The organism is Acinetobacter sp. S4397-1 (genome assembly GCF_024129285.1).
Lineage (GTDB): Bacteria > Pseudomonadota > Gammaproteobacteria > Pseudomonadales > Moraxellaceae > Acinetobacter > Acinetobacter lwoffii_C.
Window position 1 is genome coordinate 20,930 of the sequence record NZ_JAMXXZ010000005.1, and the last position, 14,592, is coordinate 35,521.

Below are 14,592 nucleotides of genomic sequence, written 5' to 3' on the forward strand. Positions count from 1 at the left end.
CGCCCAAAAAAATTAGGCTTTATTTCAAATTACAGGCCTAAGGTAATTCGGCATAATTCATATAGCGTTGAATCATACGTTTGCGTGCTTTCAGGGCCGATGAATGGCGATGGTCTTGAAAGTATTTTGGATTGGTCAGAATCGCTGCCAGAAAAACTGCCTGATCACGGCTAAGGCTTTGTGACGTTTTACCAAAATAATGTTTGGCCGCGGCTTCAACCCCATAAATATTGTCACCAAACTCGATTGAGTTTAAATAGACTTCCAGAATGCGTTCCTTGGACCACATGCGTTCCATCATCCAGGTAGCAATCGCTTCCTGACCTTTGCGTACAAAGGAACGCTTATTTATCAAAAAAAGATTTTTTGCCAATTGCTGGGAAATGGTTGACCCCCCTGCCACCACGCGGCCTTCATTCTTGTTACGGTTTAATGCGGTCTGGATACCATCCCAGTCAAAGCCATGATGATGAATAAACTTCCCATCTTCTACCGTAACAATGGCACGCTTCAGGTTCAGGCTAATTTCGTCATAAGGCCGCCATTGGTGCTGAATGGGCTTGGAAGGCTCAGTCCAGTAATCAATCCGCATCATCATGGTGGTATTCACCGGATTGGTGCGCCACCAGACCAAACTTGCAAAAATCCACAACTGTATAAGTAAAATCACACTGACGATGATTAAAATCGTGCGGATCAGAAAGGCTTTCATGTCAGTGCGTTACTCCTGAATATTTGATTTTTCGTGTTAAGCTTATGCGAAATATACACTCATCGCAAAAAAAATAGCATGTCTAAATACTCTCCACCCACCTCCTATCGTAAACCGGAAGTACAACTCTGGTGGATAACTGCGCTCCTGATTGGTATCAATGTCGGCTTATTTGGCTGGCAGGTGCTAAGTGGCATGGATATTAGCCAGCCTAGTTCCAGAGATGCCATTTCCTGGGGGGCGGATTATGCTCCCTTAACTTATCTGGCGGAACCCATACGCTTGTTTAGCAGCATGTTTTTCCATTTTGGCCTGATTCATCTCATGCTGAATATGTGGGCACTGTATATTTTTGGTAGCGTTGCTGAGCAGCTGTTTGGCCGTTTTTACTTTATTGGGCTCTATCTGTGTGCCGGCCTGATGGGCAGCCTATTTAGCGGTTACATGAACATTCAGGATACTTATGCCTTAATTGAAGGTGGCGTAGCCAATCCCGAGCTTTTGCCCAGCGTGAGTGCTGGCGCTTCTGGCGCTGTCATGGGGCTGGGTGCAGCCCTGACGGTCTTGTCCATATTGCCAATACTGCCTCAACAGCGCTTTATTCTGGACAAGAAAACCCTGATCATGATTACGGGCCTGAACCTCGTGATGGGATTTATGATCAGCGGGATTAATAATGCTGCCCATATCGGCGGCATGATCATGGGCGCCTGCCTGACCCTGCTCTGGTATCTGTTACAACTACTGCAATGGGGCAAACTGATGCAACTCATTGCCCTGATTCTGGGGATGGTCGCGTGTGGCCTGCTCTATCAATATAATCTAGCCTTGCTGGAGCCAATCCGTCCTTTCTGGCAGGACATTCTCCGCCTGATGCAACAGCAGCTGCACATTTAAAGCCACAAAGAAGATGAATCTTACTGATTCATCTCGCGCAGGCTTTGCAAGGGGGGAATATCGGACAGATAACTGAGTCGATAACGACCCACCAGCGCACAAAGCAGTGTCATCAAGACCGGTAAAATCAGCCAGATTTCCCAGTGTGGCTGAATCAGGAGATCCATTTTATAACTGGCAATGGCACTGATGACTTCGGCAAACAAACATGCCACCACGCCAGCAAACAGGCCGATAAAGCCAACTTCCAGACTCATCAGGTTTTTTAGTTTGCGCTTGGAACTGCCAAAAGAACGCATTAAAGCCACTTCTCGTTTGCGCTCATCCATGAGCAGATTCAGACAGGCCATCAATACCAGAAAGCCGGACACACTGACCAGCATCGCCAGAATAGTAATGATCTGCACCAGAACATTTACTATGCGTTTGATTTCTTCAAGAATCAGACTGACATCAATAAAAACCGTATTGGAAAAACGCTGGATGATAGAAACCAGTTGATCTTTGTCTGTTTCAGGCACATAAAAACTGCCCAGATAACTGCCGGCATTGGCATCCATGCTCTGGGGTGCAAAAATAAAGAAGAAGTTCGGACTAAAGCTTTCCCACTCCACGGTTCTCAGATTCACCACTTTCGCTTCCAGCCTACCTTCAGGCAGACTAAAGCTTAGTTTGTCGCCAAGCTTGATGCCCAGTTCCTTGGCAGTCTGGGCTTCGACCGAAACTTCGCCCGGCTGTTTTAATACCGCTTCGCCTTGAACAATGACATTATCCTGAGGATAACGGTCTGACTGGGTCAGATTCAGTTCGCGTCTTAGAGTATTGCTTTGCTTAATCAGTTCAGCGTTAAAAGGCTGGTCATTTTTTGCCACCAGGCGCCCGCGAATATTCGGATAAAGTGGCGTGCTGTTCCAGCCATTCTGTTCGAGCCGGGCTTTCAGCTCAGGCATCTCATAAGGTGGCAAACCATACACAAACTGGTTCGGTGTACCTTCAGGCAACTGTTGCTGCCAGCGTTCCAGCAGATCGGTACGCAGTACGGTGAGTACACTGATGAGACTCAATCCGAGAGCCAGTGCGGTAATCTGCAAAGCAGTCTGATACGGCGTACGGACATAAGCCGACAGGTTAAATTTCAGGTTCCGTAGCAGTTTTAACGTGCTCCAGACCGTAAAATACAGCACAGCACACAACAGGATAATTGCCCCAATCACCCAGGCGGTGAGCACAATATTTTCAGTCAGAATCACGCTAAAAACAATCAGGCCCAAGGTCCCGCACAGTAACATCCATAGCATGGACTGGACCGACTTTTCCTGCTGGCGAATTACCCGAATAGGTGGCGTATTTAACAGCTGAAACAGGCTCGGCATAACAAAACCTAGCAAGACAATCGCACTGGTCAACATGGCAACGGGTAAAGGGCCCAGCAACATCTTCATCACAGAAAACTCAAGTTGCAGGTTGGGAATCAGTTGCAGCATGAAGTGTAATAAGCCATATCCCAGACTGATCCCAATGAGCGTCCCGATCAGCATGGCAACCAGTAGCACAACTCCAAGCAAGGCCAGATAAGCGGCCAGAATCTGCTGCTTGGTCGCGCCTATACAGCGCATTAGTGCGATATGATCCTGATTCTGCTGTACATAACGTTGTGCCGTTAAAGCAATTGCAATTCCGCATAATAAAATGGTCAGGATATTGGCCAATTGCAAAAAGGTATCCAGATTGGCAATCGGACGCATTAAACGGGTATTGCCCTCGCTGGCATTACGCAATTTAAGACTACCCTGCTCCTCAAACTCCTGCCCGTCTACTTCGGCGACTGGTGCATCCATTTTCTCTTTTTTAGATTTTATCTGCTGTTTGAACCAAGCTTCATATTCTTGTGTCTGTTCAGGATTACCAGCCAGTAGCAAACGGTAGTCAATCCGGCTGCCCACCTGAATGGCCTGAGTTCGTGCAACATCTGCCTGAGAGATGATGACAGTAGGCGAAAATCCAGAAAAACCAAGCTCCTGATTGGAGTCTTTTGCAATTTGAGCGGTGAACTTAAATTTTGCATCAGCAATATTCAGCTCATCTCCCAACCTTATATTGAGCAGATCCATCGCTCGGGGACTGAGCCAGATTTCACCGGGTTGAATGGTTGTTTTTGCGGGTTGGGTTTGCAATTGACCACGCAGCGGAAAGGCCTGATCAACCGCCTTGACATTGACCATGACAAACTGTTCATCGGTAAAAGCCATGGTATTAAAGAAGGTTACCTCAGACTGCTGTAAATCCAGCTGTCTGGCCTGATCACGCCATTCTTCTGCTAAAGGTTCATTATCTGACAGCACCAGATCAGCTGCCAGCATCTCCGCGGCCTGCAAAGCGACCGCATTTTGAATCTGTTCATTACTGAACTTCAGCGCAGTCGTGGCACTAATGGCCAAGGTCAGGGCAATAATCAGCAGATAAATACCCGTGCTTTTAAAGCTTTGTGTGAGTAAAGGACGAAATAGCTGCTGCATATCATCCTCCGCTCGCATGTTCAACGAGCTGACCATCCAGCAGCTCAAAATGCCGCTGACATTGTTGGGCCAGTTTTGGATCATGGGTCACCAGAACCAGCGTGGTGCCCAGTTCACGGTTAAGCTGAAACAGTAATTGCTCGATCTCATGCGCCGTTTCACCATCCAGGTTGCCTGTAGGTTCATCTGCAAAAATGATTTTAGGTGCACTGACCAATGCCCGGGCAATTGCTACCCGTTGCTGCTCTCCCCCAGATAAGACTTTTGGCGTTTGCTGGGCCTGTCGGTCCAGACCAACTTTTTTCAGCAGCAGCAGTGCCTTCTGCTCTGCCTCGCTATATTTAAAACGCGGCTGCAAACGCAAGGGTAACATGACATTCTCTAAAGCTGTCAAATGTGGCAGCAACTGAAAGGACTGAAATACAAAACCGATATTTTTTAAGCGAACTACAGCACGTTGCTCTTCATTTAAGTTCGACACCTGTTCGCCACATACCATCAGCTGACCAGAACTGGCCTGATCCAAAGTCGCTAAAACTCCCAGTAAAGTCGACTTCCCCGAACCCGAACGACCAGTAATCGCCACCTGTTCCCCAGCCTGTATGTCTAGTGAAAGATCCTCAAAAATCGTCAGCTGTTTTTGTGAAAGCTGTATCTTTTGTGTCAGCTTCTGGGCAGAAATAATTGCTTGTGGCATGATGGTCGAATCGTAACTGCTTTGAGTCATATGTGTCCTATATGAAAGATCGAGTTCAGAAAACCCGTGTATTGCCTTGCCTGATCCTGTGGAGTATATGCCTGATTCCTTTCGGCGTGTCGGCAAAGACCATTATGATTGTGGGTGACAGTCTAAGTGCAGGTTATGGTATTCAACCACAGCAAGGTTGGGTAAATTTATTGCAAAAACGCTTAGACCAACACTATCCGAAACAGCACAAAGTGGTCAATGCAAGTATGAGTGGCGAAACCACCAGTGGTGCAGTGGCAAGACTGCCTAAACTGTTACAGACTCATCGTCCGGATATTGTCGTGATTGAACTGGGTGGTAATGATGGCTTGCGCGGGCATCCACCGCAAATGATCCAGAAAAATCTGGCCAATCTGGTGCAGCAAAGCCAAAAAGCCCAGGCCAAAGTGATTGTATTTGGCATGAAAATGCCACCGAATTATGGTCAGGCTTATGGCAAGGCATTTGAAAATAATTATAAAGTGATAAGCCAGCAATATAAGGTCAAATTATTGCCTTTCTTTATGCAGGGTGTGGCCGGCCATAAAAGTCTGATGCAGCAGGATCAGATTCATCCGAATGCCAAAGCACAAACGATTCTCTTGAACAATGCCTATCCCTATATTCAAAGTGCGTTGTAAAATGCATGTTTGAAAGTATTTCCCTGCTTTGTTGACGAGAAAAAAACTCTTGTAAATTAAAGTTAGTTCAACAAAAAAACTCTCCTTTTTTAAAGGAGAGTTCGGAAGACTTAAAAACTGAGCTTTAACTCTTAGAAATCAAAAAAAACAACTTCTCCGGTTTCCAGTGAGTATTCTGCTCCCACCACTTTTAACTTGCCTTTGGCAATCAGACCTTCTATTACGGCCGAGCCATGACGCAACTGGTTCACTGAGGCAAAGACATTGGATCGTACTGCATGCTTGGATAGTTTAGCCAGATCATCTTTCAGTTCAGTTTGCAGCAGTGTTTCAACGGATGGACGTACCCGGTTTACAATCGACATCAGATTATTGGATGGTGGACAATCTGGACAGGTCAAGGTATCAATCGTGGCCTGAATAGCGCCACAATGATTATGACCTAATACCACCACCACCGCACAGTCATAACGCTCTGCGGCAAACTCTACGCTCCCAACCTGTGAGGGTGCTACGACATTGCCTGCCACACGAATGACAAACAGATCCCCCAAGCCTTGATCAAATACCATTTCCGCAGGGACACGTGAATCCGAACACCCCAAGACAATCGCAAAAGGGTTTTGATCCTCTGCCATTTCTGCTCGCTGTTGATGGCTCAATTGCCTTGGATGAGAGGTATCGCCCGTAACAAAACGTTGATTACCCTGTTTAAGACGTTCTAGCGCTTCCTGAGCTGTGAGCATTTTTTACCACCACTGTATTGAGTTGGAATATCTTACTGCTAGATTTTTTGAAAGTCACTTGCAAAAAAATTAGCTGTTTAATTTTTTTGCAGTTGAATTGTTTCAGCTCTGGCTGGCCATTTATGCAAATCTGGTCACATTTCACCTCATATTTATTGTCTTAAACAAAAAATTCATAGATGAACAATAGCCAATAATCCTTTAAAATAAACCAAAGATGAGAATAGATTCATTCATACTTTTTAAATTTAGAACATGGAAGTATTTTTTGGGGGGCGATTTGCCCGATCATTTAATTTGAGGAAAGTAGCAATGACGAAAATAATAAAGTTGCGCTCAAATATGTTTTGTTCGGCTTTACTCAGCCTGAGTCTCACTTTACCTGGACTCAGTTATGCACAAAATTTATTTACCGGAACCAAGGCTGAAAAATCAACACAGCTCTTACAGCAATATTTGATCCAGGAACGCTATCAGGCTGGCCTTCAGTCTAAAACACTTAAAATTGGTGATATTAGCTGGAGTTATAGTGAAGGGGGGGCCAAACATAAACCTTCTATTTTACTCATTCACGGACTGGCCGGAACCCGGGATAACTGGAATCGTGTCGCACAGTTTCTTACCCCCTATTATCATGTGATTATTCCTGACCTGCCCAGTAATGGCGAGACCAAGGTTCCTGCCAACTTTGATGTTTCAGTACCGAATGTCACCTCTCAACTGCGCCTGTTTGCTGAAACCTTAGGCATTGAGCAGGATCTGCATGTGGCCGGACATTCTCTCGGCGGCTCTATAGCAACCGTCTATGCTGCACAATATCCATTTGATACCCAAAGCCTTTTTTTAGTCAATAGTGCCGGGATCTATAAACTGGGCAATACCCCCTATACCAAAGACCCACATGCCTTAAAGGATCTGATTGTCACCAAACCTGGAGATCTGGAAGGTATATCCAAACAGCTGATGCAAAATCCGCCTGTTGTGCCCTATCAATTAAAATATGCCCAGGAAAAACTGCTGATTTCACGCTCTGAACAGACCAGTAAATCCATTGATCAGGTCGTCATGCTCAACCGGATTTATACTCCGGAAAGTTTTGCACGCCTGACCCGGACAGTTGAAGCTCCAACGCTTATCTTGTGGGGGAAGCAGGACCGGATTATCAATGTTGAAGTGGTTAAAGAACTTTATTCTTTGCTTAAACGTGCCGAAACGCCGGTCATTTTAAATAATGTTGGTCATATGCCGATTTTGGAAGCAGAAAAACAGGTTGCCCAGAGCTATTTGCCTTTTCTGGCCAAGACACAGATCCTAAAAAACCCTCTAGCTGATAAACTCATCCCTTTAAACTAAGTTCAGAGATACCATGCAGAAACATCCCATGATTGAGCAATTGATCGATGCCCAGCTTGATTTTCTGGAGCAGACATTTGCTCAGGCTGATACCATTCAGACCGAGTTTCATGAGTTCTATCTCTGGTTCCGTAAACACCCTTTACAAGAGTTGTGGAGCTGTGAACTGATTAGCCAGTTACTGCAAAAACAGATTTTAGCTACAGCAGCCACAACTTTTCTGGTCGAGCAGATTGCCGAACATATTCGTTTTGCACTGGTGCATCCAGCCAATGACCAGACTAAAATTGCCGATGTTATTCCCGTATTAACCGTTGATAAGATCGCACAATATGTGGCCAGAAAAAGCGGACACCGTCAGCGCCTGATCAAAACCGTGGTCAATAATCCGGCATTTTCAGCCATGATTACGCAATTGATTCAGCACTCCATTCAGGACTATCTGGATAACTCCGTGATTGCCAAAAGTGTTCCCGGCGTTTCCCGTTTCATGAAAATGGGCAAATCTGTTCTGGAAAACGTCACGGATAGCAGCTTAGATGATACTGTTGCCCGTTATCTGCAAAAAAATATTCTAAAACTCAGCCAGATGAGTGAACATGTACTGAACCAGCATTTTGATGATGAAAAGCTGTACCATTTTCAGGCCAATCTCTGGCATAAGGTTAAGGAAATGCCGCTGTCGGTACTGAAAAACTATATTGAAACCCAGGATCTACCCCATACCATCGGTCTGGCCCATGAAATCTGGGATCATTTACGACAAACCGAATATATGCAGCAACAGATTCATGATGGAGTATATACCTGGTACATCCGTAATCAGACCCATACTTTTGACCAGTTATTGCGTGACCTGAATATTGATGAAGCCCTGATCCAGCATGAGCTGAATGAACTGCTCGTTCCGCTCATTCAGCAGATGCTTTCCCAGCAGCATCTGAGAACACGCGCCCGTAAATATCTTGAACAGTTTTATTATCGCGAAGAAACCTTAAAAATCTTGAATATCTAGATAGAAAAGCCGCTTGCAGTTTTTATTCAATTGCACAAAAACTGCCAATAGAATTCATGCCATTACATAAAAAAAATCCCTCGGCTAACCAAGGGATTTTTTTCGCTTTTTCACTCAAATATTATTTGAAATAAGCGCCTTCTGCCTGACTATGGTCAGTCTGGTCAACCACCTGCATCAGTTCAGGAACATGCTGTTTCAAGGTGGTTTCAACCCCTTGTTTCAGGGTGACATCAATAGCTGAACAGCCTTGGCAACCACCACCGAATTTAAGTACAGCAGTTAAACCATGCTCAGGATCTTCAACCACTTCGACCAATGCACAGTTCCCGCCATGGCCTGCAAGACCCGGGTTAATTTCAGACTGAAGTACGTAAGTAATACGCTCTTCGATTGAAGCATCAGGGCCTACGCGCGGCACTTTTGAATTCGGTGCACGGAAGGTCAACTGGCCGCCAAAACGGTCTTTGTTGTAGTCAATGACCGCATCTAACAGGTACGGAATTGAAGGCGAATCAATAAATGCAGGAAAATCTGGATATTCTTGCTTGTAATCTGTGGGAACAACTTCATCCGGGGCGCTATATGCCATACAACATTCAGCACGCGGTGTACCCGGATTTTCAACAAAAACGCGCACACCAATACCTGGCGTATTCTGTTTTTCCAACAAATCCTTTAAATACTCTTGGGCAGACGGTGTAATCAATAAATTCGGAATATCTTCAACCACTGCAGTGCTGCTGTTCTCAGTCGACATAACAATCATTTCCTCAAGCTGAAGTTACTATTTTAACTGAAGATGCGGGGTAAAGATAAAATTTCAACTAAAATTGTCGGAATTATTATAAAAGTGCTCCCTAAATACCAGATTAATGGCAAGATTGAGCATTATTATTCAGAATGAGAACGACCTGTTATGCTGCATTTACCTTTTAATCATACTGTTACCCTCATTCTGATTACCTGTATTATTTCTTTTATTGCTTTTTCCAAAGAGCGTGTCATGAACCGCCTGATCTTCTGGCCACCCGCCATTCAACGCGGTGAATATGACCGTTTCATTTCACATGGTTTTATTCATGCAGACGGCACTCACCTGCTGTTCAATATGATTACCCTGTTTTTCTTTGGCAGTATTATTGAAAGTTTTTATCGCCAGTATCTCTATGACCTTGGCTTTGTACTGTTCTATCTGGGCGGTTTAATTGCTGCGATTGTTCCCAGCTACCTGCACCATAAAAATAATCCACGCTGGGCAAGTTTAGGCGCTTCGGGTGCAGTGTCTGCGGTTCTGTTTGCCTATATTCTATTTGAACCTTGGAAATTGATCTTTGTGTTCTTTATCCCGGTGCCCGCCATTATTTTTGCAGTCCTATACGTGGCCTACAGCATCTGGTCTGGCAAGCGCGGTAACTCTAATATTAACCACAGTGCCCACCTTTGGGGTGGAGCTTATGGAGTGATTATTACTATTCTGATCGAACCTCGACTCATTCCACACTTCCTGAATAAACTGTCGCAGCTGCCTTTCTAGCATGGTCCTGAGCTTGGGGATAGTCGCTACACTTCTATCCCTAGGTAGCAAAATAAATAATCAAATACCTAAATGGCTAAAAATCCTGCTTCCCTAAGGCAGCGTTTTATACAACCCAACCCAACTCCAAAATGACTCATTGCGATCACTCTTTCACCGCGCTCAGCACTTCACCTATTTAAATAAAATGATTCAGCTGATCGACGTCACTACTTGACTTGCCCGAGTCTATCAACCTGGCCTCAATTGAAACATCTGGTAATAATTTTGACATATAGGATGGCAGTTATTGCCAACCTCAGCAGCAAGTTCACAGCGATAATGTATACATCTGTATATTAATTATGTTAAGCCACGAGATATTTTGCATGTCCACATCTTTAGACGGTCTACAATTTCCACGCCATACCCAACAACAAAAACCAAGTACCTCCAAAGTCGGACGTGAATTACTGGCTCATGCACTTTCTGCTGTCAATCCGCAACATGCAGCTGCAGTACAATCTGAAAAAAACTGGCGCAAACACTATCCTGTTCATTTTAAACGTCTGGTTGAAAATGGTTTAAAAAATGCTGAAGCAGCTATTAGCATTGCAGAACATGGGCTAAAACAGGCGCATGAAAGTTTTGAGTTTTACCGTGATGGTCAAAAGTATGCTTTGAACCAGGTCATGACGTTGGCCGCCGTCCCGCTGCATACCTTCAAAATCATAGGTCAGTCAGCAGCAGCACCAGAATGGTATGTGCCCTACCAAGGCAAAAAGTTGCATGGACCCGCCTTACTTGAGCAGATCCAAACTTGGCAAGATCAAGGCATTGTCGAAGCCAGCCATGCCCAGGCTCTGCGTGCCTGTGTGGCTCATCCAGAATGGTTCGATCTTTCGGACCGTACCACCGTGTTGTTTGGTGCTGCCTCTGAAGCGGGGCCACTGACCTGGCTGTCCAGATGGAAAGCCAATATTGTGGCTATCGACCTGCCCAATACTCGGGTCTGGGGCAAAATTATTGAGACTGTCCGTCAAGGTAATGCCACACTGTATGCACCCTCAAGTGAAGCTTTAAATACCGATACAGCAGACCACATCCTGAAAGAAAAGCTCGGTGCCAATTTATTAACCCAGATTCCTGAAATTGCCCAATGGCTGACACGATTTGAGCAGGATCTGGATTTGGCTGCGATTGCTTATCTGGATGGTGAAAAACATGTGCGTGTATCTATGGCAATGGATGCCATCATGAAATACGTCAGTGAACAAAAAACCAAGACCAGTCTGATGTATATGTGTACCCCAACGGATGTGTATGCTGTACCGCAAGATGTGATTCAGGCGGCCCAGCTTAAATACCAGCAGCGCTCCAAGGCCGAAGGTTTGATTGCTAAAGGTATTTCTACCCTGTCCGGCCAGTATTTCTTTAAAAAGAACAATACAGACCTGATTCACTCGTCTCAGGGTCAGGCCTATGGCATTGCGGACTGTCTGGTGGTAGAGCAAGGTCCGAACTATGCTTTAGCAAAACGCATCCAGCAATGGCGCGCCACCTTGGCACGTACCCAGGGTCAACGTGTCAGTATCAATATTGCCCCCTCCACCACAACCTATTCGGTGACCAAAAACCCGCTGCTCAAAGCTGCTTTTAATGGTGCCAGCCTGTTTGATGTAGAAGCTTTTGCCCCCGAAACCACCAATGCCATTATGGCCGCACTCTGGATTCATGACCTGCGCAATCCTGACTCTGTTGCCAATCCAGAAGTAAAACTTGATCATCCTTTAGAATTAATGATGCACGGCGCCAATCATGGCGGTTTATGGCGAGTGGCTTACCTGCCACGCACGGCATTGCCTTTTGCTGCGCTGTATGGTTTTGCAACGGATAAACTGCCAAAAGGATTGTTGGGTAAGTTGAAGAAGTAATTTTTTCTGAAATAAAGATGAAATCAATTTTATTGGTCAGGCGACATGGATGTCGCCGTTAGGCTGTGATATAGGGACATATCATCAGCCTAACAAAAGATTTTTGTTACTTTTGATCTTTCAAAAGTAAGGCTAAGAAATACTCATTTTTTATATTTAGTTGAAATTAGCTATTAATCCTTCTATTGAAAGTACTTTTAGCCTTCTGATTACCCTCACCTCACCCCAGCCCTCTCCCATAGGGAGAGGGAGCATCCCTTATAATTTTGCAAGCCATTGGATAAAAAACGGTCTTCTATTTCAGCAAAAAAATCACCAATTTTAAGGTTAGAAAATTTTCTCCCACCCATAAAAAAAAACGCTGCTCCAGCAGCGTTTTTCACATCAAACCTTTTTAGAATACTTTCAATAATAACCAGTACAAACCACCTGATAAACAGATTGTTGCAGGCAGGGTAAATATCCAGGCGGATAAAATTGTTTTCACCATCTGGAAATTCAGACCAGACTTGTTCGCCACCATCGTACCGGCAACGGCAGAGTTCAGAACGTGTGTAGTCGAGACTGGCATCCCCAAGCCATCTGCCGCAGCAATGGTTGACATCGCGACAAGCTCGGCAGACATCCCCTGACCATAGGTCATATGCTGTTTACCAATACGCTCACCCACAGTCACGACAATGCGCTTCCAACCCACCATCGTTCCTAGCCCCAAAGCCAAGGCTGTTGCCACTTTCACCCATGTCGGAATGTATTGCAGGAAAGAGTCCAGATTGTCACGATATGCTGCTACTGTTTTTTCCTCTGCACCAGACATAGCCGGTAAAGCTTCCGCCTTATCCAGACGTTTGAATGCTGTTGTGCTTAAGTACATATCATTACGGAATTCAGATACCTGTGCTTCTGGTACATCCTTAATGCTGCTATAAGTACCCACTTTCTCACCTAAATGGTCTGTCAAACTCGCCAGCGCCGGCACCACTTCAGGTGTAAGTTCCTTGGTTTGAATATACTTGGTAATCACATCACGCGCTTGTGCATCTGGAATATCGGCATGCTCTGGATAGATCAAATCAGCTGTTTGTGCAGATAACTGACCAAAAGACTGGATATGCTGGCTATCAAGATTTTTATTCAGTGAATAAGCCAAAGGTACACAGCCAATCAAAATCAGCATGATCAAGCCCATACCCTTTTGACCATCATTTGAACCATGCGCAAAGCTTACGCCGGTACAGGTAAAGATCAAAATGGCACGAATCATTGGTGGTGGTGGCTTGTTGCCTTCAGGCGGCTGGAACAGTTCCAGTTGACGCTTAAAGATTTTCTTCACCAGCAGAAACAGGATCGCAGCAAATGCAAAGCCGATTAAAGGCGAAAATAACAGCGCCTTACCCACTTTCATGACTTGCTCCATGTCTACACCTGAAGCCCCTGCACCCGAATTCAGAATATAGTTCATAATGCCTACCCCCAAAATCGAACCGATCAGGGTATGCGAACTGGAAGCCGGAATACCAAGAAACCAGGTGCCCAAATTCCAGAGAATCGCCGCGATCAGCATGGCAAAAACCATCGCAAAACCTGCGCCGCTTCCTACATTCATAATCAGTTCGACTGGAAGTAAAGCAATAATTCCGTATGCTACGGCGCCACTTGCGACCATCACACCGAGAAAGTTACAGAAACCCGCCCACATCACTGCAACAGGTGCAGAGAGCGCATTGGTATAGATCACCGTCGCTACTGCATTCGCGGTATCGTGAAAACCATTCACGAACTCGAAACCCAAAGCAATAAACAGGGCCGTGGCCAGCAGAATCACTGAATAGAGGCTTAAGGCAGGGACATGCGCTAAATCTGCAGACAATTGGAAGCCGATATAAATCAGCGTAGAAACAATAACAGTCAAAAACACCGGCATAAAAAATTTCGGTGTGGGCACATGAACATTGGTTGACTTCTGTACAGAAGCCCCTTGTTGTGCTGAATCTATGGGAGTTTGGTTAGAATTCATGCAAGCAGGAATAGAGGATACAATGATCCCCGTATTGTTCAGTTAAATTGTGACAATTATATGACAGTTTGCCGGCTTATGAAGCAAATTTTTCAGCTTTATTCCGACCAGCGCATATTATTTCATCTGAATACTGCCGCTGATTTTTTATTAAAAATTATTTATTTGCTCCCTCCACCTCTTTTTACCCTTTCCTGCTTGCAATACATTAAAACGCTGTCATGCGTGAAATATGCTGCGATCCGAATGATGACAAAATTTTTATGGCTACATCATGCCAAAGAAATATGACAATATTATGAATAAAAGCAGTTGGTTATTCTTTAGATCTTGATCCTCCCCAGCTTTAAGGGCTTGGCCTGCTTCCCGCACCTGTTGCTCTTATCTATAGCTGCACATCTATAGACTTATCAAATTTTTATATCACGCATATCCATCATTCTTAAGTTCATGCAGCAGATATTGGATAACTAATCTGCTAAGATTACACACATTTTTGATTCCTGCTGAGAAAGTCT

The 14,592-nt window shown here is 44.9% G+C and carries 12 protein-coding genes; 6 read left to right on the forward strand and 6 right to left on the reverse strand.

The genetic code is table 11. The features are described from left to right. Window positions 1–37: 37 nt before the first annotated feature. The gene (gene mtgA / locus NI467_RS04450) at window positions 38–712 is read right to left on the reverse strand and encodes a monofunctional biosynthetic peptidoglycan transglycosylase (RefSeq protein WP_151204867.1); all 675 of its coding nucleotides are present in this window, start codon (window positions 710–712) and stop codon (window positions 38–40) included. 78 nt (window positions 713–790) lie between these two features. Here mtgA and NI467_RS04455 point away from each other — a divergent pair, with 78 nt between their 5' ends. Further along, entirely contained in the window at window positions 791–1,609 is an 819-nt protein-coding gene (locus tag NI467_RS04455; RefSeq protein ID WP_253151184.1) for a rhomboid family intramembrane serine protease, read from the forward strand. 20 nt (window positions 1,610–1,629) lie between these two features. Here the strand turns inward: NI467_RS04455 and NI467_RS04460 are convergent, their stop codons facing one another. Both NI467_RS04460 and NI467_RS04465 read right to left on the reverse strand, forming a co-directional pair. Continuing rightward, window positions 1,630–4,125 (reverse strand): ABC transporter permease, encoded by a 2,496-nt coding sequence (locus tag NI467_RS04460; RefSeq protein ID WP_253151186.1) that lies wholly within the window; start codon window positions 4,123–4,125, stop codon window positions 1,630–1,632. A 1-nt stretch (window position 4,126) separates the two neighbouring features. Further along, window positions 4,127–4,852, reverse strand: a complete 726-nt coding sequence (locus tag NI467_RS04465; protein ID WP_253151188.1) for an ABC transporter ATP-binding protein — start codon at window positions 4,850–4,852, stop codon at window positions 4,127–4,129. 11 nt (window positions 4,853–4,863) lie between these two features. Here NI467_RS04465 and NI467_RS04470 point away from each other — a divergent pair, with 11 nt between their 5' ends. After that, complete coding sequence (locus NI467_RS04470; protein WP_253151316.1) at window positions 4,864–5,493, forward strand: arylesterase; 630 nt, start codon at window positions 4,864–4,866, stop codon at window positions 5,491–5,493. Window positions 5,494–5,624: 131 nt separating this feature from the next. Here NI467_RS04470 and NI467_RS04475 read toward each other — a convergent pair whose 3' ends face one another. Then, window positions 5,625–6,239 (reverse strand): carbonic anhydrase, encoded by a 615-nt coding sequence (locus tag NI467_RS04475; protein ID WP_151204872.1) that lies wholly within the window; start codon window positions 6,237–6,239, stop codon window positions 5,625–5,627. A gap of 312 nt (window positions 6,240–6,551) precedes the next feature. Between NI467_RS04475 and NI467_RS04480 the strand changes: the two genes are divergently transcribed. Together NI467_RS04480 and NI467_RS04485 are read left to right on the forward strand one after the other, a co-directional pair. Further along, window positions 6,552–7,592 carry an alpha/beta fold hydrolase gene (locus NI467_RS04480; protein ID WP_253151190.1) on the forward strand — a complete coding sequence of 347 codons (1,041 nt, stop codon included), beginning with the start codon at window positions 6,552–6,554 and terminating at the stop codon, window positions 7,590–7,592. A 13-nt stretch (window positions 7,593–7,605) separates the two neighbouring features. Then, entirely contained in the window at window positions 7,606–8,607 is a 1,002-nt protein-coding gene (locus NI467_RS04485; RefSeq protein WP_253151192.1) for a hypothetical protein, read from the forward strand. Window positions 8,608–8,728: 121 nt separating this feature from the next. On the opposite strand, the gene nfuA is transcribed toward NI467_RS04485, so the two are convergent. Next, a complete protein-coding gene (nfuA, locus tag NI467_RS04490; protein ID WP_151204875.1) occupies window positions 8,729–9,367 on the reverse strand; it encodes a Fe-S biogenesis protein NfuA in 639 nt (212 codons plus the stop codon). Between the two features lie 159 nt (window positions 9,368–9,526). Between nfuA and NI467_RS04495 the strand changes: the two genes are divergently transcribed. Together NI467_RS04495 and NI467_RS04500 are read left to right on the forward strand one after the other, a co-directional pair. Continuing rightward, entirely contained in the window at window positions 9,527–10,144 is a 618-nt protein-coding gene (locus NI467_RS04495) for a rhomboid family intramembrane serine protease (RefSeq protein ID WP_253151194.1), read from the forward strand. Window positions 10,145–10,512: 368 nt separating this feature from the next. Then, a complete protein-coding gene (locus NI467_RS04500; RefSeq protein ID WP_253151196.1) occupies window positions 10,513–12,057 on the forward strand; it encodes a hypothetical protein in 1,545 nt (514 codons plus the stop codon). 394 nt (window positions 12,058–12,451) lie between these two features. Here NI467_RS04500 and NI467_RS04505 read toward each other — a convergent pair whose 3' ends face one another. Continuing rightward, window positions 12,452–14,074, reverse strand: a complete 1,623-nt coding sequence (locus NI467_RS04505) for an inorganic phosphate transporter (RefSeq protein ID WP_253151198.1) — start codon at window positions 14,072–14,074, stop codon at window positions 12,452–12,454. Window positions 14,075–14,592: the final 518 nt, after the last annotated feature.